This is a genomic window from Desulfuromonadales bacterium, assembly GCA_035620395.1.
Classification (GTDB): domain Bacteria; phylum Desulfobacterota; class Desulfuromonadia; order Desulfuromonadales; family DASPGW01; genus DASPGW01.
Map to the genome: position 1 here is coordinate 1 of DASPGW010000285.1, position 20162 is coordinate 20162.

At 62.7% G+C, this 20162-nt stretch carries 19 protein-coding genes; 11 read left to right on the forward strand and 8 right to left on the reverse strand.

Translation table 11 applies throughout. The features are described 5' to 3' along the window. Positions 1 to 329 precede the first annotated feature (329 nt). The 3 genes from aroF to serA all read left to right on the forward strand — a co-directional run bounded on the left by aroF (position 330) and on the right by serA (position 3391). Positions 330 to 1349 (forward strand): 3-deoxy-7-phosphoheptulonate synthase, encoded by a 1020-nt coding sequence (gene aroF / locus VD811_15510; protein HXV22390.1) that lies wholly within the window; start codon positions 330 to 332, stop codon positions 1347 to 1349. A gap of 57 nt (positions 1350 to 1406) precedes the next feature. Further along, entirely contained in the window at positions 1407 to 1661 is a 255-nt protein-coding gene (locus VD811_15515) for a hypothetical protein (protein ID HXV22391.1), read from the forward strand. 137 nt (positions 1662 to 1798) lie between these two features. Continuing rightward, entirely contained in the window at positions 1799 to 3391 is a 1593-nt protein-coding gene (gene serA, locus VD811_15520; GenBank protein HXV22392.1) for a phosphoglycerate dehydrogenase, read from the forward strand. Positions 3392 to 3532: 141 nt separating this feature from the next. Here the strand turns inward: serA and VD811_15525 are convergent, their stop codons facing one another. Next, positions 3533 to 4423 (reverse strand): ATP-binding protein, encoded by an 891-nt coding sequence (locus VD811_15525; protein HXV22393.1) that lies wholly within the window; start codon positions 4421 to 4423, stop codon positions 3533 to 3535. 215 nt (positions 4424 to 4638) lie between these two features. Between VD811_15525 and VD811_15530 the strand changes: the two genes are divergently transcribed. Then, the gene (locus VD811_15530; protein HXV22394.1) at positions 4639 to 4845 is read left to right on the forward strand and encodes a hypothetical protein; all 207 of its coding nucleotides are present in this window, start codon (positions 4639 to 4641) and stop codon (positions 4843 to 4845) included. Positions 4846 to 4974: 129 nt separating this feature from the next. On the opposite strand, the gene VD811_15535 is transcribed toward VD811_15530, so the two are convergent. Then, on the reverse strand, positions 4975 to 5610 hold the full coding sequence (locus tag VD811_15535; GenBank protein HXV22395.1) for a cytochrome P460 family protein: 636 nt from the start codon (positions 5608 to 5610) through the stop codon (positions 4975 to 4977). Positions 5611 to 5980: 370 nt separating this feature from the next. Between VD811_15535 and VD811_15540 the strand changes: the two genes are divergently transcribed. From VD811_15540 to VD811_15565, 6 genes are all read left to right on the forward strand, one after another. After that, entirely contained in the window at positions 5981 to 6424 is a 444-nt protein-coding gene (locus VD811_15540) for a peptidylprolyl isomerase (protein HXV22396.1), read from the forward strand. 8 nt (positions 6425 to 6432) lie between these two features. Further along, positions 6433 to 7398, forward strand: coding sequence for a queuosine salvage family protein (locus VD811_15545; GenBank protein HXV22397.1), 966 nt, complete (start codon positions 6433 to 6435; stop codon positions 7396 to 7398). Positions 7399 to 7573: 175 nt separating this feature from the next. Beyond that, positions 7574 to 9604, forward strand: a complete 2031-nt coding sequence (locus tag VD811_15550) for a sulfatase-like hydrolase/transferase (protein HXV22398.1) — start codon at positions 7574 to 7576, stop codon at positions 9602 to 9604. Between the two features lie 264 nt (positions 9605 to 9868). Next, positions 9869 to 10348 carry a hypothetical protein gene (locus VD811_15555; GenBank protein HXV22399.1) on the forward strand — a complete coding sequence of 160 codons (480 nt, stop codon included), beginning with the start codon at positions 9869 to 9871 and terminating at the stop codon, positions 10346 to 10348. Positions 10349 to 10536: 188 nt separating this feature from the next. Further along, positions 10537 to 11742 (forward strand): 30S ribosomal protein S1, encoded by a 1206-nt coding sequence (gene rpsA / locus VD811_15560; GenBank protein ID HXV22400.1) that lies wholly within the window; start codon positions 10537 to 10539, stop codon positions 11740 to 11742. Positions 11743 to 11758: 16 nt separating this feature from the next. Next, positions 11759 to 12397, forward strand: a complete 639-nt coding sequence (locus VD811_15565; protein HXV22401.1) for a YkgJ family cysteine cluster protein — start codon at positions 11759 to 11761, stop codon at positions 12395 to 12397. 460 nt (positions 12398 to 12857) lie between these two features. Here VD811_15565 and VD811_15570 read toward each other — a convergent pair whose 3' ends face one another. Continuing rightward, positions 12858 to 15239: a U32 family peptidase gene (locus VD811_15570; GenBank protein HXV22402.1), complete on the reverse strand. Its 2382-nt coding sequence runs from the start codon at positions 15237 to 15239 to the stop codon at positions 12858 to 12860. Between the two features lie 168 nt (positions 15240 to 15407). Between VD811_15570 and VD811_15575 the strand changes: the two genes are divergently transcribed. Beyond that, positions 15408 to 16472: a hypothetical protein gene (locus VD811_15575; GenBank protein ID HXV22403.1), complete on the forward strand. Its 1065-nt coding sequence runs from the start codon at positions 15408 to 15410 to the stop codon at positions 16470 to 16472. An 88-nt stretch (positions 16473 to 16560) separates the two neighbouring features. Here VD811_15575 and radC read toward each other — a convergent pair whose 3' ends face one another. The 5 genes from radC to VD811_15600 all read right to left on the reverse strand — a co-directional run bounded on the left by radC (position 16561) and on the right by VD811_15600 (position 20143). Then, positions 16561 to 17247, reverse strand: coding sequence for a DNA repair protein RadC (radC, locus tag VD811_15580; GenBank protein ID HXV22404.1), 687 nt, complete (start codon positions 17245 to 17247; stop codon positions 16561 to 16563). Between the two features lie 116 nt (positions 17248 to 17363). Continuing rightward, positions 17364 to 17675 (reverse strand): hypothetical protein, encoded by a 312-nt coding sequence (locus tag VD811_15585; GenBank protein ID HXV22405.1) that lies wholly within the window; start codon positions 17673 to 17675, stop codon positions 17364 to 17366. Between the two features lie 4 nt (positions 17676 to 17679). Continuing rightward, positions 17680 to 18177, reverse strand: coding sequence for a ferritin family protein (locus VD811_15590; GenBank protein ID HXV22406.1), 498 nt, complete (start codon positions 18175 to 18177; stop codon positions 17680 to 17682). 127 nt (positions 18178 to 18304) lie between these two features. Beyond that, on the reverse strand, positions 18305 to 19627 hold the full coding sequence (locus VD811_15595) for a M23 family metallopeptidase (protein HXV22407.1): 1323 nt from the start codon (positions 19625 to 19627) through the stop codon (positions 18305 to 18307). A 120-nt stretch (positions 19628 to 19747) separates the two neighbouring features. Next, positions 19748 to 20143 (reverse strand): phage holin family protein, encoded by a 396-nt coding sequence (locus VD811_15600; GenBank protein HXV22408.1) that lies wholly within the window; start codon positions 20141 to 20143, stop codon positions 19748 to 19750. Positions 20144 to 20162: the final 19 nt, after the last annotated feature.

Genomic DNA, 20162 nt, shown 5'->3' on the forward strand with positions numbered 1-20162 from the left:
GCTTGCCATTTTCCCGCGCTTCTGCTACTTAACTATCCAGTTCAATTTATCTGAGAGCTTCCGTATGCATACCCTGTTTGCCAGCTTCAGTGATTTTTACTTTTGGTACGGCTTTTATTTTCGGCCGTCTGCCCGGGGTAGAGGTCTGCTGGCATAGAGGAAAGCACCACAACAGCCGCCAGATCGCAAACCATGGGCAGACCGACTCCGGTTCTCCCGTGGTTTTTTCGTTCCAGGATCGATGAATGAAAAAAGGCCGCCGGGAGTCACCGGACGGCCTTTACCGTTTCAGCAGGATAAACCCCCATCGATCCGAAAGGAGCAGAGCCATGATCATCGTCATGCAGCAGGGGGCCGGCAAGGAAGCGCTGGCCGAAGTGAAGAAACGCATCCGCGAGTTGGGCTACAAGCCGCACGTCATCCACGGCGAGACCCGCGACGTCATCGGGGCGGTGGGGGACGAGCGGGGCAAGGCAGTCCTCCAGTCCCTGGAGTCGATGCCCGGGGTGGAGAGCGTCGTCCCCATTCTGAAGCCCTACAAACTGGCGAGCCGCGAGGTGAAGCCGGAACCGAGCATCTTCGAGATCGGCGGCGGGGTTTCCATCGGCGGAGAGCAGTTGGTGGTGATGGCGGGGCCCTGTTCGGTGGAAAGCGAGGAGCAGATCGTCGACACGGCGCGGGCGGTCAAGGCCGCCGGAGCCACCGTCCTGCGCGGCGGAGCCTTCAAGCCGCGCACCAGCCCCTATTCGTTCCAGGGGATGGAGGAGGATGGGCTCAAGCTGCTCGATCTGGCCCGGCAGGAGACGGGGCTGCCCATCGTCACCGAGGTGGTCAATCCGCGCGACGTCGAGCTTGTTGCCCGCTACGCCGACATCATGCAGGTCGGGGCGCGCAACATCCAGAACTTCGCCCTGCTCAAAATGCTCGGCCGGCTCGACAAACCGGTGCTGCTCAAGCGGGGGATGGCAACCACCATCCAGGAGTTCCTGATGAGCGCCGAGTACATCCTGGCCGAGGGGAACCGCCGGGTGATCCTCTGCGAACGGGGAATCCGCACCTTCGAGACCGCCACCCGCAACACGCTCGACATCTCCGCGGTGCCGGTGCTCAAGGCGCAGACCCACCTGCCGGTGGTAATCGACCCATCGCACGCCACGGGGCACGCCCATCTGGTGCCGTCGATGTGCTATGCGTCGGTGGCCGCCGGGGCTGACGGGCTGATCGTCGAGGTGCATCCGAACCCGGAAAAGGCCGCCAGCGACGGCCCCCAGTCCCTGCGCCCCGCAGACTTCGCGGTGATGATGGGAAAACTGCGCCAGTTCGCAGCTGTGGCGGAAAGAAAATTGTAGGGGCGGACTGCTTCCGCCCTGGGCGCATGCAATGCGCCCCTACCATGGAGAAAAGCGATGTTTTTCATCCCCTTGTCCCAGGTTGAAAGTGTCGAGCTGGTTATTCATGCGTTGCGGATGGCGGGCGGCCAGGCGGACTGTTCGAGCTGCCCTGCCGTCCGGGTCTGCATGAAGCAGTGCCTCACCATCGCCGAAGCCATCCAGAGGATGATTCAAGCAGGGACGCTGCCGGTATTCGGCGAGGAGCCAGGACCCGAGCCGCAACCCGCTGGTCCGGCTCCTGACAAGGCGCGGCTGCAGGTGGTGAAGTAGAAGTGATCCCCATGCAGCCGGGGTGTCTACAGCGTTGACAGGGAAGGATAAAAGGACTAAACTCCCTTCTTTTCGAAGCGGCCGGGCACTTCATTCCGGCCCGTAAAATCGACATCCCGTCAGCGGAAGGAGCACCGATGAAGGTTCTCGTCACCGATGAAATTTCCCGCGAGGGGCTGCAGCCCCTCCTTGAAGACTCCCGGATCGAGCTGGACGTGCGGTTGGGGCTGCCGGTCAACGAGTTACACCAGTTGATCGGTGGTTACGAGGCGATCATTACCCGGAGCGGTACCCGCGTCGACCCGGCGCTGCTCGATCACAGCCGGCAGTTGAAGATTATTGCCCGGGCCGGCGTCGGCATCGACAACGTCGATGTCGAGTATGCCAGCAACAAGGGGATCATCGTCGTCAACGCCCCTTTCGGCAACGTCAACTCGGCCGCCGAGCACACTATGTCCCTCCTGCTCAGCCTCTGCCGCAATGTGACGGTGGCCAACCAGAGTCTGAAGAGCGGGGAGTGGAAACGGGCGCCCTTCACCGGCTACGAGCTCAAAGGCAAGACCATCGGCGTGATCGGCATCGGCAAGGTCGGCGGTCGCGTCGCCTTGCGCTGCAAGGCCTTCGAGGCCGAGGTGATCGCCTGCGACCCCTACGTTTCAGAGAAGCGCGCCGACGACCTCGGCGTCAGGCTGGTCCCCCTCGAGGACATTGTCCGCTACGCTGACATCATCACCGTTCACACCCCGCTCAACGAGGAGACCGAAGGGATGATCACCGCCGAGCATTTCGGGCGGATGAAGGACGGCGTGATCATTGTCAACTGCGCGCGGGGCGGAATCATCGACGAAGCGGCGATGCTTGCTGCCCTGGAGAGCGGCAAGGCCGCCGGCGCCGCCTTCGATGTCTGGAGCGAGGAACCGCCACAGACCGAGGTCCTCAAGAAGCTCATCGCCCACCCGCGGATGGTGGTCACCCCCCACCTCGGAGCCAATACCTTCGAGGCGCAGAAAAACGTGGCGATCGACGTCAGTCGCGAGATCATCAACTACCTTGACGGCCGGCCGCTGGAGAATGCCGTTAACATCCCCAGGTTCGACCCCGACCTGATGGAGCACATGAAGCCCTTTCTCGGCCTGGTCGGCAGGGCCGGCGAGTTCGTCTCCCAGCTCGCCCCGCCCAATCCCAAGAAGGTCGTCTTCGCCTACAACGGCAAGCTTGCCCGATACGACTGCGCGCCCCTCACCGTCTGCGGTCTGGCCGCCCTGCTCGGCCGCCACACCGCGCAGGAGGTGAACATGGTCAACGCCCGGCTGGTAGCCAAGAGCATGGGGATCGCGGTCGAAGAGGTGCGCACCACCGAGTCGGAGTCCTTCTCCAACCTGGTGACCCTGACCATCGAGTCGCCCGAGGGGAACCGCACCATTGCCGCCACCCTCTTCGAGGGGATTCCGAAGATCGTCAAGCTGCGTGATTTTCTTACCGACTTCACCCCTGAAGAACACATGCTGGTCATCACCTATGCCGACAAGCCGGGGCTGATCGGCAAGATCGGCACCATCCTCGGCGAGGCCGGCATCAACATTGGCTCGATGAACCTGGGACGCCGGGCCAAGGCCGGTGAGGCGATGGTCGTTCTCTCTCTAGACACGCCCGCCGACGAGGCAACCATCCAGAAACTTGCCGCCGCGGTGGAGGCCCATTTCATCAAGGCTGTGCTTATGAAGGTCTAGGGGCGCGGCTTCAGGGTACGTAACCAGTGACAGCAAAAAAAGCGCAGCGGCCTTGCCAGGGGCCGCTGCGCTTTTTTCAGGGCTGGTGTCAGGAAGGTTCCGGAAAGGCACTTAGCAGAAGGGTGCGGCCAGGTGACGGGATCAGTCCGCCGTCCCCACCAGCAGGCTGCGGCCGACCCAGCGCTTGGCGAACTGAAAAGCGGTGCGTCCGCAGCGTTTACTCTTCTCATGCGACCAAGCAATGGCCGCCTCTTCGGTATCCGCAGCCCAGGCCAGGGTCGAGCCGTTCTGCGCCGCCAGGTTGTCGATGCACTGGCGCACCACTCGCAGGTACTGCTCCTGAGAGAAGACGCGAAAGGAGACCCAGAGACCGAAGCGGTCGGATAGGGATATCTTCTCTTCCACCCCTTCGCCGTGGTGGATCTCGTTGTTGACCAGCTTCGAGCCGAGGTTGTCGGTGGGGTACTCGGGGAGCAGATGGCGGCGGTTGGAGGTGACATAGATCAGGCTGTTCTCCGGTGCCGCGTAGACCGAGCCGTCGAGGGCGCTCTTGAGAATCTTGTAGCTCTTCTCCCCCGGCTCGAAGGAGAGGTCGTCGCAGAAAAGGATGAAACGGAAGGGCTGGTCCTGAATGCGGCTGAAGATGTCGGGGAGAAACGGCAGGTCGTCCTTGTCGATCTGGATAACGCGCAGCCCCTGCGGGGCGTAGGTGTTGAGCAGGGCGCGGATCAGCGACGACTTGCCGGTGCCGCGTGACCCCCAAAGCAGGGTGTTGTTGGCCGGGTAGCCCTTGAGGAACTGGCGGGTGTTTTCGACCACGGCCCGTTTCTGCTCGTCAATTCCCAAAAGGTCATCGAGGACGATGGGGTCGAGATTCGGTGCCGGTTCGAGATAGCCGGCCAGCGAGTGGCGCCGCCAGTTGGCGGCGATGCAGCGGTTCCAGTCGATCTCGGCGACGGGTTTTGGGAGCATCGGCTCGACGGCGGCGAGCACCCGCCGCAGCCGTTCAACCAGGTCGGGATCAAGGGGCATGAAGAGCCTCCAGCCGTAAGATGGTCACCGGCCAGTTATGCCGGCAGGTCATCATACCGCCAACGATGAGGCAAAGACAAGACGTTGGGCAATTAAACGCAGTTTTCCGGGCGCTTCCGCCGTCAAGTCTCGGATGACTGTTGTCCATCATTTTTCCGGTATACTTGGGCCAGGCGGAACCCTTTTGGCCGTCGCTGCAGCCGAGGAGAAGAGAAATGGATAAAAAATCGAAAGCCGCCGCAACGTACAATACCTGTACCGGTCCCCAGCAGCACCGAGACCATCTCTGCCACCTGATGGAAAAGGGGCTGACCGGGGAGGTTCGCCGGCGCTCCGACCGTCCGGCCTATCTTTGCGCCAACTGCGGTGCCCGGGCCAACGAAGCGGTCGATCTTTGCAATCCCGAATCGCTCAAGCCTTGAGCCCGGCCGGATTCAGATGGAATAGAAAAGCCGCGCCTTTTCGATGCCAGGGCGGCGAGGCGGCACGACAACAGGCGGACCGGAAGGTCCACCTGTTGTCGTGATGGTCTTCAATCCCTGGGCAGGTGCCTATTTCGGTTTGGCTGTCCGCAGCACAGGGTAGTACTGGGTGAAGATCAGGTCCTGGGCAGCGCTCTTCTGGTGGCAGGGGCTGCACGCCTCGGTCGGCTGCACCTTGGCGGTCGGCAGCAGCGATTTTCCGTCCGCAGCGTCGAAGCTGAAGTAGCCCCAGTTGCCGGGCTCGTTGGCAAAGCGCACCGAATTTTTGACGGAAACCGCCAAGCCGATGAATTCACCGGGGAAGTAACCATTGCCGCTTGCCCCCATCTTCGCTCCGACGCTAACCAGTTCCTTGACAATCACTGTGCCGTCGCGGAATTTGCCGGTTTCCTGGTATTGTTTGAAGCTGCCCGGATCGATGTAGACGTGGTGGAACTCGGGGAAGGCGGCCTTGCCGCCGTTCATGTCGTTTGGGGTCACCGGGGCGCCGACAAATACCCACTGGCGATAACCTTCCGGCAAGGCGAGATTCCCCTGCGCGTCGAAGCTGGCCACCCCGAGCACTCCCTTCTCCTTGGCCACATCCTTGATGATGTCCATCATCTCTTTTTCCGCGGCTGCCGCAGGTCCAGCGGCCATGCCGAGGACCACAACCAGAATGGCGCTCAGGGTGAAAAGCTTGCACTGCAGAGATTGCCTGGTCATTTTGCACCTCCCTTTTGACGGATTGGCGGGACGCGCCCCGCAACGGAACGATTACAAGTGAAGCAGCAAATTGGCATCCGTCAAGGGGTCCGTCGAGACCGCGTGAGGTCCATTGCGGGGAGAACGCTAAGCTCGGTTTTGCCCTGCGCGGGTTGCTTGGCGCCCCGTCACACATGGTTTCGTTTGCCCTGACATTCGCCGGTCCTCTTGCCGAAAGCTAACTGCCGGGCGGTTTCTCCCCATGGTTGTTTTGTTGAGTGGCAAAGATGCCCTGCCCGGTGAAAATCCCCTGGGCCGGCATTCGGGTTGACAGCCCTGGCCCGCTCGGGTTATCAAGGGGATATATCCCAACGCGGAAAGGAAGATGTGCATGATCCGGGCTGACCAGGGGGACATCGTCAAGGTGCATTATACCGGCCGGCTGGCCGACGGAACGGTGTTCGACGCCTCGCCGGCGGACCGCCCGCTCCATTTCATCATCGGCAAGGAAGAGGTCATCCCCGGCTTTGAGGCGGCGGTGACCGGCATGTACCTGGGCGAGAAAAAAAGCGTGACCATCCCGGCCGAACAGGCCTACGGGCCGCACCATGAGCGGCATGTCGATACGGTGGAGCGCAGCCGGCTGCCCGCCGGCCTCGAGCTGCAGGTCGGCCGGCAGCTCGAGATCACCTGTGCGGATGACGAACGGCTGCTGTTGCTGGTCACCGCTCTGACCGAGACGACCGTCACCCTCGACGGCAATCACCCGCTGGCGGGCAAGGATCTGCACTTCGACATCGAGCTGCTGGCGGTCGACAAGAAGCCGCCGGTCTGAGCTGACAGGTGGCGACCACCCTGCTCGAAGAGGTGCGCGCTGCCTGCGCCGAGGTTGCGGGGTCGGCCCGGCAGGTGCGGATCGACGAGGAGGCTATCCCTCGCTATGCGGCTGCCCTCGACCCGTTGCGGCTCGCCTTGCCGGAAATGGACCCCACCTGCCACTACCTGAGGCACGCCGAGGCGACCCTCGCCTTTCTGCTCACCCTCGAGGCAGTCAACTTCGGTTCCGGCTATTTCCCCGCCATCTTCGCCCGTCAGGAACAATCCGGCTTCCTCACCGTCGCCGCCGCCCTCACCGCGCATTTCGAGAGGCATGGCCCGCTTACCGCCGCTGAACTTGCCCGCTTGAACAGCGATGACTGTGCCCGGATCTTCGGTTTTGACCCGGCCAGCCCGGCCGCCGGCGAGCTGCTCGCCGAATTTGCCGCCTCCCTCAGCCAGCTCGGCATTTTCGTCCTGGACGGCTACGGCGGCGATTTCAGCCGCCTGGTGGCGACGGCCGGCGGCTCGGCCGAACGGCTGGTCGGCCTGCTTGCCGCCATCCCCTCCTTCGCCGATATCACCTGCTGGCGGGGGCGGCGGGTCCCCTTCTACAAGCGGGCCCAGCTTGCCGCTGCCGATCTGCATATCGCCTTTGGAGGCGCGGGTGCAGGCAACTTCGCCGACATCGATGCCCTGACGATCTGTGCCGACAACCTGGTGCCGCACGTGCTTCGCTGGGATGGCATACTGCACTATGCCGATGAACTGGCGGCGCGCATCGACGGCGGCGAACTCCTGGCGGCCGGCTCGGAGGAGGAAGTGGAGATCCGCGCCGCCGCCGTCCACGCCGGCGAGCTGCTGGTGGCGGAGCTGCGACTTAGCGGCCGGCCGGTCAACGCCCTGCAGCTCGACAACGCCCTCTGGTACCGCGGCCAGCAGCCCTTCTACCGAATGCGTCCCCGGCACCGGACGCGGACCATTTTCTACTGAGCAGCCAGCCGGTCATGGCGCCCCTGTCGAGACTCTTTTCTGCGCCGGGGAAAGGCTTGACCCAGGATCGGGAATAGCGCAAAATCGAACGTGTTCAGAGGCATGTTTTTACGGAACCAGTGGACTGAGAAAAACTTTACGCAAATCAGCTGGCGAAAGCTAAGGAGACTCACCGATGCAATGGCTCAAATCCCGGCGTCTGCATTATCTGGCCGGGGCAACCGCGATACTGCTGTTCACCCTGGCGCTTCTGCGCCTTATCTTTTTGTTCGGCTTCTCTGGTATCGATCTTCGCACGACCGACAGTGTCGCCTTGTTGAAGACCCTGGGGGTCGGTCTGCGCTTTGACCTGCGGTTGGCTCTGCTGATCGTGCTGCCGATGGCCCTGCTGTGCTATCTGCCGGTCTGGAACATGCTCGGAAGCCGCCTCGTACGCTATCTCGGCAAGGCATACCTGGCCGTATCGCTGCTGGTTGTCGGCCTGATCTATGTCATTGATTTTGGCCATTACAACTATCTGGGCACGCGGATCAATGCCACTGTGCTGCGTTTTGCCGGCGATGCGGACATTTCCACTACCATGCTCTGGCAAAGCTATCCAGTGGTGTGGATCACCCTGGGCTGGTTGGGCGGCTGTGCAGCCGTCCTGCTCGCCCTGGTTTCGCTTGAACGGGTCACGCTTGCTCGCCGAGCGATGCCCATCTCACGGAAGTCCGTGGCCTTCGGCAGTGTCTTGATGGTTGCTCTGCTTTTTTTCGGCGTGATGGGGCGGGTCAGCGATATCAATATCATGAACCCCATTCCCCTGCGCTGGAGCGATGCCTTCTTCTCGGGTGATCGGCAACTGGCCGCAGCGGGTTTGAATCCGGTCATCTTCCTCTACGACACGCTGCTGCTTCCGCAGAAGCCCTACAACCGTGAAAAGGTTGCGGAATATTACGATACGATGGTCGATTACCTGGGCATCGACAAGCCGGACCGGCAGGGGTTGAATTTCGCCCGGCACATCGGCCCTCAGCCTCACCGGCTGCAGCTCGAGCGGCCGCCGAACGTGATTTTCGTCATGCTCGAGTCGCTCGGCGCCAGCCGGGTAGGCGCCTACGGCAACCCCCTGCGGCCGACCCCCAATCTCGATGCGATCGCCGCGGAAGGCTGGTTCTTCCGACATTTCTATGTGCCGGTGGTGAGCACGGCGAAGACGGTGTGGGCCAGCATCACCGGCATTCCTGATGTCTCCCGGGAGGAAACGGCGACGCGAAATCCGCTGATTACCCGTCAGCACACCCTGATCGACGCCTTTGCGGGTTATCGCAAACTGTATATGATCGGCGGCAGCGCCGGCTGGGCCAATATGAGCGCTCTGATCCGCGAGAGCATCGCGGGGATGGAGCTTTACGAGGAAGGCTACTGGCAGTCGCCCACTGTCGATGTGTGGGGCATCTCGGATCTGAATCTGTTCAAGGAGACGGACCGCATACTGCGCGACATTCCGCCGACGGAGCCCTTCTTTGCCTATATCCAGACGGCCGCCAATCATCGGCCCTTTACCATTCCCCGGGACAATGACGATTTCAAGACGGCCGAGTTGCCGCTCGAAGAGGTGCGGAAGTGGGGCTTTCGTTCAGTCGAGCAGTTCAATGCCGTGCGTCTGCTCGACTACAACATCGGTCGATTTCTCCAGATGGCTCGCGAGGGCGGCTATTTCGACAACACCATTTTTGTGTTCTTCGGCGATCACAACAACCGGATCACCACGATTCCCCACATGCCGCCGGCCTTCGAACTGTTCCTGGAAAGCAACCACGTTCCGCACATAATTTATGCACCGGCGCTGCTCGAGCCGCGGGTGATTGACGAAGCGGTCAATCTGGTTGACGTTCTGCCCACCGTCGCCGGTCTGCTGGGGCTGGAATACACCAACCGGACCATGGGGCGCGATCTGCAGCTCTCTTCCCAAGGCCGCGACCGGGTGGTGCCGCTGGTGCTGGTGGAGGGGAGCTTGCCGGTCATTGGAGCGGTGACCAGCGAATACCTGGTCAAAATGAACTTCGACGGCAGCGAGCCTTCTCTGCACGATCTGAAGTCCAACTCGCCTATGGAGGATGTATCCGGACGCCATCCCGAAGAGTTCGAGCGGCTCAGGAAGCTGGCATACGGTGCCTATGAAACCTCGCATTTCTTGCTGTACGACAATGTAAGAAAATGAAGGGTCGCTGAACGGCACTGACGAATTCTTGCAGCAGAGCTCAGGGAGCTGAGAAGGAGTGCCTGGCACCGGGCGCGGGCGCGAAGGAAGGTTCAGAGTGCTCGGGTGCCGGCTGGGGCCCGCAAAACATTAAGAATACATAACCATTCAAAATATAAAAGAAATCTAACTGGACATCGAGTCTCCTCCCCCGCGATAATGCCGACCTGAGAAGTTCCATGGTTCAGCAGGACGGGTGTTTTACCCGCCGGTGGGGAGGCTGTTATGGTACAGAAAATCAAGGTCGCAGTCGGCAAGAGCCCCTTTTCGCTTGTTCTGGCGCTTCTTTTCAGCAGTGCCTTTTTTTCCTCGGGTTTTCGCCCGGAGACGGTCGGCTCTGACCAGATGACCCGGCATCTGCTCCTCTCCGGCGCCATGTTCCTGCTGCAGTTCGTTGCCTTCTACCTGTTCTCCGCCTCGGTGCGCCAGCACCTCGCCGGCGAGCGGAGGAATCTGGACGGCGAACAGGTCAGTGGCCTGCTCCTCTGGTTCTTCATCCTCTATAAGGAAGGGATCAAGACCATCGTCGGGGTCAGCCTGACTCTCGGTTGGCTGGCCGGACTCCTGTTCATCGCCGAGCACTGCCGCGAGCAGTTCATCCTGGTGTCGGCGCTGCTCGGCGTCGCCTTGTCGGCCCTGGCGTTTCTGCCCGCCTTTTTCTTCTCCTCTCTGCTCGATCACATCCGCTATCCCCAGAAGGGCTGATCCCCGGTATCCCTGTGTTGACATCCGGAGCCGGCAGCCTGCTGCCGGCTTTTTTAGGTCTTTTCCCTGCCAGGTCTGTCAGGCACCCCCTTGCTCGCCACGCGTTTCCCCCCTTTACTCCGCCTGACGAACATGGGACAATTCCGGTTGTGGACAGTCATCCCAAACATCCGACAGGGCAGGAGCGCATGAGCAAAGACGACATGGAAAACAACGAGGCTGCCGACGAGGAGAGCTTCGCCGACCTTCTGGCGAAAAGCTTCGTGGAGGCCGGCCGGCTCGAACCGGGGCAGAAGGTCGAGGCGACCGTCCTCAAGATCGGCGGTGAGTGGGTTTTTGTCGATATCGGCCAGAAGGGCGAAGGGGTTGTCGACAAGAAAGAGCTGCTCGATGCCGATGGTCAGCTGAGAGTGGTCGAGGGGGACCGCATCCCGGTTTACTTCCTCTCGTCGCGCGGCGGCGAGATGCGTTTTACCGCCCGCGTCGGCGGCGATGCCGGTTCTGGTCAGCTGGAGGAAGCCTGGCGCGGCGGCATTCCGGTCGATGGGTTGGTGGAGAAGGAGGTCAAGGGGGGCTTCGAGGTAAAGGTCGCCGGCCGCCGCGCCTTCTGCCCCCACTCCCAGATCGCCCTGCGCGGCGGCACTCCAGAGGAGTTCGTTGGCCGACATCTCTCTTTCCGCATTGCCCAGTACGGGGAAGGGGGGCGCAACATCGTGCTCTCCCGTCGGGCTTTGCTCGAGGAAGAGCGTGCCCGGCAGAAGGAGGCACTCAAGGGCACCCTCAGGGAGGGCCAGACGCTGCGTGGCACGGTGACCCGGATCCAGGACTTCGGCGCCTTCATCGACATCGGCGGGATTGAGGGACTGCTCCCCATCTCCGAGGTCGGCTGGGGGCGGGTGGAGGACATCCGCGATCGCCTGCGGGAAGGCCAGGAGGTGGAGGTCGTGCTCAAGGCCATCGACTGGGAGCGCGACCGGTTCACCTTCAGCCTGCGCGAGACCTTGGCCGACCCCTGGCAAGAAGCGGCGCGCAACTACCCCGAAGGCTCCTGTCACCGGGGCAAAGTCTCGCGGCTCGCCCCCTTCGGCGCCTTCGTCACCCTCGAGGAGGGGGTGGACGGGCTGCTCCACATCTCCAGGCTCGGTGCCGGCCGGCGGCTCAGCCACCCTCGCGAGGCGGTGAAGGAGGGGGAGGTGCTGGAGGTGAAAATCGAACAGGTCGACCGGGAAGCCCGGCGCATCTCCCTCTCCCTGGCCGAGGTCAGCCGGGCCCAGGAAGAGGAGGAAAAGACCTTGGCAGATTTCCGCCGCCAGGCCGATTCGGCTCCGCAGGGGATGGGGACGCTGGGTGATCTGCTCAGGGCAAAGCTGGAGCAGAAGGGGAAGAAGCGCTGAGCGGCGCCCGTTTGTCATGAACGACATCGTCTATCAGTACCGGCAACTGCTCGCCGCCGTCGACGCCTGGTTTGCTCGCTGCCAGTCCCTGCCAGGCGGGGGGACGGGGTGTCGGGGCTGTGCCGAATGCTGCCGGGGGCTCTTCGACATCACTCTGCTTGACGCGACCATGCTGCAGCAAGGCTTCGACTGCTTGCCGGAGGAAACCCGCGAGCAGGTGCTGGAGAGGGTGCGACCTATCCTTGACCGCCTGCAGGCTCGGTTCCCGGGATTTACCCAGCCCTATCTCCTCACCGGCCTTCCGGTTGAGCAGTTTCCCCTTTCAGGAGAAGAAGAGACCCCCTGCCCTTTACTGGACGCCGCCGGTCGTTGCCTGCTCTATGAGCATCGGCCCTTGACCTGCCGTCTCTACGGCTTGCCGCACATCGATTTTTCCGGCGAAGTTTTTCTCGACGAGTGGTGCCGCCGCAGCCTGGGCGACTGCGACCCGCTGGCGTTACACGAGCTGCGCTGGGAATTTCGCCGCGCCTTCGCCGAAGAGGGGCGTCTCCTGCGGGAGTTGGCTGTTCGCCTGGGGTTGCCGATCGTCGACGATCTCGACACCTTCATTCCTGCCGCCCTGTTGATCGACTTCGACCGCCTGAAAGCGCAGTAGCGTGGGCCTGGATATTTTCGATTGACAATGTATTTATTGAATATATAAAATACAATATATTCTGGTCGATGGTCGTCCGGATAAAGAAGGGAGTGGGATATGCAGGTTTCCGAACAGGCAAAAGAGAAGCTGCAACAGCTTCTGGACAAGAATCCGGGCAAGTGTCTGCGGGTGGTTTTTGAAGGTTTTGGCTGAGGCGGACCCCGTCTGGGGTTGGCTCTGGATGAGCCAAAGGAATCAGAGACTGTTGAAAAGATTGGCGGGCTGGACTTTGTCGCCGAAGCGCATGTGCGACCCTTTATGGCCGGTCAGAGTATCGAATATATGCGCAACTGGCGAGGCGAAGGTTTCGCCATCCAGCCGGCCGCCGGTGGCTGTTGCTGACGCCTGGAAACAAATAGCTAAACAGCGAAAGGACCCGCAGGCGCAGGTCCTTTTGTTGTTCAGGTCCTCCTTCCCCCTACTCCATTCCCGTCTCGTAGTTGAACTTCGAGGTTCCTGAGACCTCCCGCCCTTGTTTGAGCGCCTCCAGGACGTGCTTTCCACGAGGCGTGAAGGGCCCCACGTGCGAAAGGTCGACAGCGAATGCGCCGCACCCCATTGCTGCCAGTTCGTTCAGGTGCCCGAGGAGGGAGAAGTCGCTATCGGCGGTGAGCACGGTGAGTCCCGAACGTCCATCGACCCGGTAGGCCTCGCCGCGGTCGGAAAGAACGGGGCTGTCGGCCCGCACGCCCCGGATCGGGATGCGCGAGGTGATCAGGGGAACGGGACCATAGACGGTCAGCGCCGTTTCGATACCGGCATCCCGTCGCAGAAGCTCTCCCAGGTTTTCCCGGTCGTCCTCGATGTAGAGGGTCGCCTCGGCGAGGCCCATCTCCCGCCAGCCGAGAAGCGCCTGGCTGTTGAGGGAAAAGAGGCGGTAACCGGCGGACAGGTGCAGGCCGTCGAGTCCGTCGAAGAGGGGGAAATGCCCCAGGTTGTTGAGGCGGAAGCTGCGGAACCCCCGCTCGACCAGCTGCCGAACCGCTTCGCGAAAGTGGCGCCACTGGTCGTCGAAGATAATGAAGGGGAGGTCCCAAAGCACCTGCTCCTCCCGACCGCGCAGGCGGCGGCCGAGGTGGTCGAGGCCCTGGACGTTGGCGGCCGAGAGCGGGACCAGCAGCCGGTCGATGCCCGGGTCGCTGAGGATATGGGCGTCGCGCAGGTCGCGGATCGCCAGGGTGACCTGGCGGCTGGCGGCGGCCCGAACCGGGAGGGCGGGAAGCAGATCAGCCAGGGCCTGACGGCGATGCTCCTCCTGAACAGTCTTCTGTCTAGTCGCCACCGCCTGGGCCAGTGCCCGGTAGAAGTCGCGGCGCACCTCCTTGAGGCGACTGGGGGGAATGACCACCGCCGGCAGCTCGGGAGCCGAAAGCTCCGCCAACTGGAACGGCTCGTCGGCCGTGCGGGCAAAGACCCCCCGCAGGGTTTCGGCGGAGAGCGGCCGATCGCTGGCGGCGAAGGTCTCGACGGGATAACTCCGCTCCAGGCTGATACCGGCGCTTTCGCCGCTGATGACCAGGGTCGCGTTGGCGAGGGCGACCGTCAGGTTGACCGGGGTCGGAATTGCGGCGGCTGTCCCCAGCTTGCGCCGGCAGGCCGCTTCACTCATGGTGAAGGCCTGCTCGGAGGAAACCTTGAAGACGGTGTCGCCGACCCGGAACTGGCCGCGAAAGGGGGAGGGGACGCTCACCTGGGTGCCGCCCTGGGCCACCATGGCCGGGCGGCGACCGAGGAGAATCTCCTTGACGGTAAAGGCGGTGCCGGCCTGATCGCTCTTCGGCTGGACGCGCAGGCGGTCGCCGACGTGCAGGCGGTCGCGGGTCTTGAAGCTGATGGTGCCATCGTGGACGGCCGAGACCTCGCCGAGAAAGCGGCCGGTCGCTCCCTTGAGCGACGGGATGGCAATGTCGGTGGGGACGGTGCCGGGCAGAAAGCCCTTGGTCGGCAGCCGGCCGAAGGAGAGCTTGAGCCGCTCCTTGGCCTCCCGCACCGCCTCGCCGCGCTGCGCCGGCGGGGCGTCGAGGACCTGGCGGTAGGCGCCGACGACGCTCGCCACGTATTCGGCGCTCTTCATCCTGCCTTCGATCTTGAAGCTGGTCACCCCGGCGGCCGTCAGGTCGGGGAGCAGGTCGATCGCCGAGAGGTCGTTGGTCGAGAAGTAGTAGCCGTCCTGCTGCCGGTAACTGTAGCGGCGGCGGCAGGGCTGGGCGCAGCGGCCGCGGTTGCCGCTCTTGCCGCCGAGCCAGGAGGAGAAGTAGCACTGGCCGGAGAAGGAGAAGCAGAGGGCGCCGTGAACGAAATGTTCCAGCTCGAGGCGGGTGGTCCGCCGCAGGGCGGCGATCTCGGCGAGGCTGAGTTCGCGGGCGAGCACGCCGCGGGTGAATCCCATCCGCTCGAGCATCTGCACGCCGGCGGCGTTGTGCACGGTCATCTGCGTCGAGGCGTGCAGCTCGAGGCCGGGAAAGTGCCGGCGGGCCAGTCGCCAGACGGCCAGGTCCTGGAGGATGACGGCGTCGACCGCCATCGCCTCGAGGGCCCCGAGGGTCTCTACGAGCTGCGGCAGCTCCCGCTCCTTAACCAGCGTGTTCAGGGTCACATAGACCTTGCGGCCGAGTCCGTGGGCGTAGGCGATCAGGCGCTCCATCTCGGTGGTGCTGAAATTCTTCGCCTTGGCGCGGGCTGAGAACTCCTTGAGTCCGGTGTAGACGGCATCGGCCCCCCCCTCCATGGCGGCGAAGAAGGACTCAAGGCTTCCGGCGGGGGCAAGAATCTCGGGCTTGGTGAAGGTTGGTGGGTTCATGGCGGTCCAAAAAAGCGGCCGGGTGGACAACCCGGCCGTGTCAGTAGCGTGAGACTGCAGGATAGCACGGAGGCGGAGCAGGAATCAACCGAGGAATCGGGGTGTTAGCGATAGCAAACGGCTTAGAACGATGTTATTATTGTGCGGACCCCCTCCAAGGAGATCGCCATGCCTTTTGCCCCGCCTCCTGAACAGCTCCTCGACCAGCCGGAGATGGAACTGATGGAACTCTTCGGCCGGATGCGTTCGCTGGCAACCGGCGCCGGCTTCACCGGCACCCTGCCCGCGCTCTGGCAGTGCTCCGACGAGAGTCAGGCGATCAAGAAGGCACTCTTCGGCTACGTCTTCGACTGTCCGGTTTTCAACCTCGGCCGGGTGGGGGCCCTGCTCGATCCGACCCGGCTGGGACCGGCTTCGCACCACGGCCATGACCTGGTGATCCTTGGCGGCAGCCATATCGGCAGCCATGAAGAAGAGGGCATCGGCTACGTCGAACGGATCCACGGTAAGGTGGCTCCTTGCTGCGGCAAGCTGCTCTCGGTTCTCGACGAATACCTGCAGCTCTACCGGCGTGCCAGTTCGCTGCTTGCCTTGTTCCGCGAAGGTGACGAACTCAGGGTCGAAATCCCCTACAAGTACCTCTTTCGCAAGCCCCCGTCCGATTCGGCGCGCATTCACCTCCAGTTGAACCGACTGGTTGAAGGCGAGACGCTGCGCGATTCGAGCCACGGCAAGATCTATCGCCTCCATCCAGCCTTCGCCGCCCGGCATGCGCGGGCCATCGCCGCCCTGGATTGCTCGCCGCGCCCCATAGGTTCTTTGCTGGAACCGGAGACTTTCCGGTTCAGCAAGCGCCTCGACAAGGAGAGCTTCGACCCCCTGATCATGCTGGAGGTTTCCATTTTCGACTTTCTGCCGGACGTCGTCACCTCGCCCCGCCCGCACCGACGCCTCTCCGACGTCAACACCTGGCGCCAGTTCCACCGTCTCGCCTCCTACCTTACCGATACCTTCGACAGCGGCGAGCGCAACATCCTCGTTGTGGCCGGCTTGACCCTCGACCAATCCATCCGGCGCAACACCTTCATCCCCCAGTTCGGGTTCTGGATGGAGCAGGGCCGGGCCCTGCAGGCCCGCTACTTCGGCCCGCCGGAGATCAACGAGTTGCTGCTGAGGCAGGAAGCCTACCGGCCCAGCCGGACTTTTCTGGAGTACGCGGGAGTGAAGAGGTAGGGGCGCATTGCATGCGCCCACAATAACGCGAAAACGGGTTCACCGCATGGGCGCACAACAGTGCGCCCCTACAATGCCCGAGGGTCGGTTATCCCAGCATTCCCCTGTCCGCCAGGCTCACATAGTCGCCGCTGCCGATGATGATGTGATCGAGGACGCGTACGCCCATCAGCTCGCCGGCTTCCCGCAGGCGGGTGGTGATTTCCAGGTCCTCGCGACTGGGGGTGGGATCCCCGGAAGGGTGGTTGTGGACGAAGAGGACGGCGGCCGCCGAGTCCCGCACCACCGGCGCGAAAACTTCGCGGGGGTGGACGATGCTGGCGGTGAGGCTCCCTTCCGAAACCTGCACCTCACGCAGCACCCGGTTCTTGCTGTCGAGCAGCAGGGCGAGAAAAACCTCCTTGCGGCGGTCGCGCAACCGTTCGTGGTAATGCCGAAAAACCTCGGCCGAGGAGGTGAAACGGTCGCCCGGGCGCAACGCCTCGGTAGCGAAGCGCCGGGCGATCTGGAAGACGGCCAAAAGTTCCGCCGCTTTTGCCGGGCCGATGCCGCGGAGCTCACAAAGCTCGCCGATGGTGGCGCCGGCCAGCTGCCGCAGCGAGCCGAAGCGTGTCAGCAGCATCCGGCCATGGTCGAGGGCGCTGGTCTGGGATGCGGCGTCCCCCGTCCGCAGGATCAGGGCAAGCAGCTCGGCGTCGCTCAGGGCTTCCGCCCCGTGGTTGAGCAGTTTCTCCCGGGGCCGCTCGGCCTCGGGCCAGTCCTTGATCCTTCGCATTTCCCCCTCCTCGTCAGGCGGCGGTGCCGCCGAACCCTATTGTTTGTAGCTGCAGCAGAAAAAGCAGAGGACCGGCCTGATGGCCGGTCCTCTGCTGGTGACGTCCGCCGGATGGGCTATTTCGCCGGCGTCTCGGGCTCTTTGAGCGGGCTGCCCCAGAAGGTGCCGAGCATCCGCTTGTCGCTCTCGCTGAGAACGGCGCCCCGCTCCAGCATGCGCTGCTGGATCTTCTCCAGATCCTGCCGTTTTTTGATAGCAATATCGACCCGTTCACGGGTGTGGCAGACCGTGCATTTGGTATCGATGACCCGCTGGAACTCATCCATCCCGCGCATGCGGTGGGCACCCAAGTCCTCGACCGCTACCGCGGCGAAAGGAGGCAGCGACAAAAAGAGGCAGAGCGTGAAAAGGGCAAAACTCTTGAGCATCTGCCTACTCCCGGACAAAGATGTCGATGTCCGTTTCATGCACCATCGCCATCAGGTGGGCATACTCGGACTCGATCAGAGCGTAATGGTCGCGGGTCTCCTTGACCATTTTTTCGAAGACGGCCCGAACTGCCGGGTCAACGATGTGGGAAGCGGTCAGGGCGAGGTTCTTCGCCAGGTCTTCCTCCTCGCGCAGGGCGATTTCCATCGCCTTGCGCTCATGCGTGCTCTCGTCGAGGGCCTTCTGAAGTTCCTTGAGCATGACCGAGTCGGGATGGGGCGGGGTCGCCATGAACTGCTCGAAGCTGCCGAGGTCACCCCCCTGGTAGAGATGGAAGAAATGGCTGGCGTGTTCGCGCTCTTCGCTGGAGAGCAGGGTGAAGACCTTTTTGCCCCGCGGATTTTTGGTGATCTCGGCCGCCCGCTTGTAGAAGTCCATGACGTTCTTTTCGGTCTGGATGGCCAGTTTGAGAGCTTCCTGCAATTTGAATTCCTGCGGCATGGGGTGCTTCCTCCTTCGGTTTGTTATGAGGCAGGGAAAATGTTTACGTTTTGAAAAGTATTACCGAAGGTCGCCGCATGTCAACATTGCCGGCGCGAAAACCGGCAGCGCAGCGGTCGGAAGCGAACTACCTCGCCGCGGTACCCGCCAGGGCGAGCTTGTCGCTGATGTTGTTCTTCAGCCAGTTCGGATCCCACCACTCGAGCGGGTTGACCTGCTGGCCGGCGATCAGCACGCTCAGATGCAGATGGTCACCGCCGGCCATGCCGGTGGCGCCGGTGCGGCCGACGATCTGCCCCTTGCTGACGGTTTCGCCCTTCTGGACAGACATCTGGCTCAGGTGGCCGTAGAGGGTCTGCAGACCGAGCCCGTGGTCGACGACGACGCAGTTGCCGTAGATGCCCAGCTCATCGGCGAAGACTACCGTCCCGGCGTTGGCAGCCGGTACCGGGGCCTGGGCGGTGGACGCGAGGTCGATGCCGAGGTGGGTCTGCCGGTCGATGGCCTGGCCGGCGTGGTAATAGGTGCGGGCCTGGGCAAAAAAGCCGGGAACGGCGGCGTTGGGCTGGCGCATGAAGACCCCGTCCCACAGCGGTTGCCCGGCGGTCTGCTGGCCGAAGTCGAGCAGAGCGCTGGTGTTCTGCTGCCGCATCTCCCGGTTGACCTTCAGGAAGAGTTCCACGGGATCGGTAACGGCGGGATAATAGTGCTGGAAGTCGGGAACGATTTTCGTTTCCAGAAACTTCTGGCTTACCTCGATGCGGTCGGTGGGGAAGGGTTTCGGGTTGAGGTGGTAGTAGATGCCGGCCAGCCGCTCATTGCCGGCCGCGTCGGTCGCCAGCACCTTAGGCACGAAGGTCGCGGGATTCATGTCGTAGGGGAAGGCGAAGAGGCAGATGTAGGTGCCCGAAGACTGACGGTGGCCGGGGAAGAACAGCCCGCCGACCGTCACCCCGGTTTTCTCCACCGGCTCGGAGATGGTGTAGACGACGAGGCCAGCGCCCCCCTGATTGATGTTGTGGGCGGTGCTCAATATCGTCACTGCCGGCGGCTTGTTGTCATAATCGAACTTGAGTATCTTCTCGTTCGAGTTGCCTGCGCCAAAGCGAAACGGCGAATGGTCGACGGCGGTGATGCGCACCTCGAAGGAGCCTTCCTGCAGACTCGTTCCGCCAAAATTGACGGTTTCATCTGCCGCGGCGGTGCCGGCGGTGAAATCACGGGCAACCACCTCGCTGGCTTTTTCCCCCTGGACAACCGTGATCCGCAGGCTCTTGAGTCCAGCACCGGCGTCGGCCAGCCGGACGGTCAAAGGACGGCGGGCGGAAACCGGACCCGTTTCCGGATTCGCCTCGATGCCGGGGGCCGTGGTATCACGGAAATAGACGAAAACCCCAGCGCCGAGGGCGCCGAGCAGGATGAGCAACAGCAGCAGTTTACCCTTTTTCACGGATCATTCTCCCGGAAAGAAAAAACCGGAGGCCGCAAGCGGGGACTCCGATCTGGTTTGATACGAAAGTGGCGACAAAATATCACGAAAGCGGTTGCCGGGCAACGGCGAAAAAGGGATTCACTCCCAGTGATCCTTGCCCCGCCGGCGCAACACGATGACTTCGATGCGCCCCTGGTCATTGACCAGGGAGGTGAGCAGCCAGCTTACCACGCTGATCACCAGCGAGCCGAAGACGGCGGACCAGAACCCCTGAACATGAAAACCACTGATGATGCTCGAGGTCAGCAGCAGCAGCAGGGCGTTGACGACAAAGGTGAAGAGGCCCAGGGTCAGCAGGTTTATCGGCAGGGTGAGCAGGATCAGGACGGGACGGAAGAAGGCATTGAGTATGCCGAGAACGGCCGCGGCGAAAAAGGCCGCAAAAAAACTGCTCACCTCGATCCCTTCGAACAGGTAGGCTGCGGCCAGAATCGACAGGGTCAGAATCAGCCAGCGGATGAAAAGCCCTTTCATGTTTATCTTCCTTCGCTAA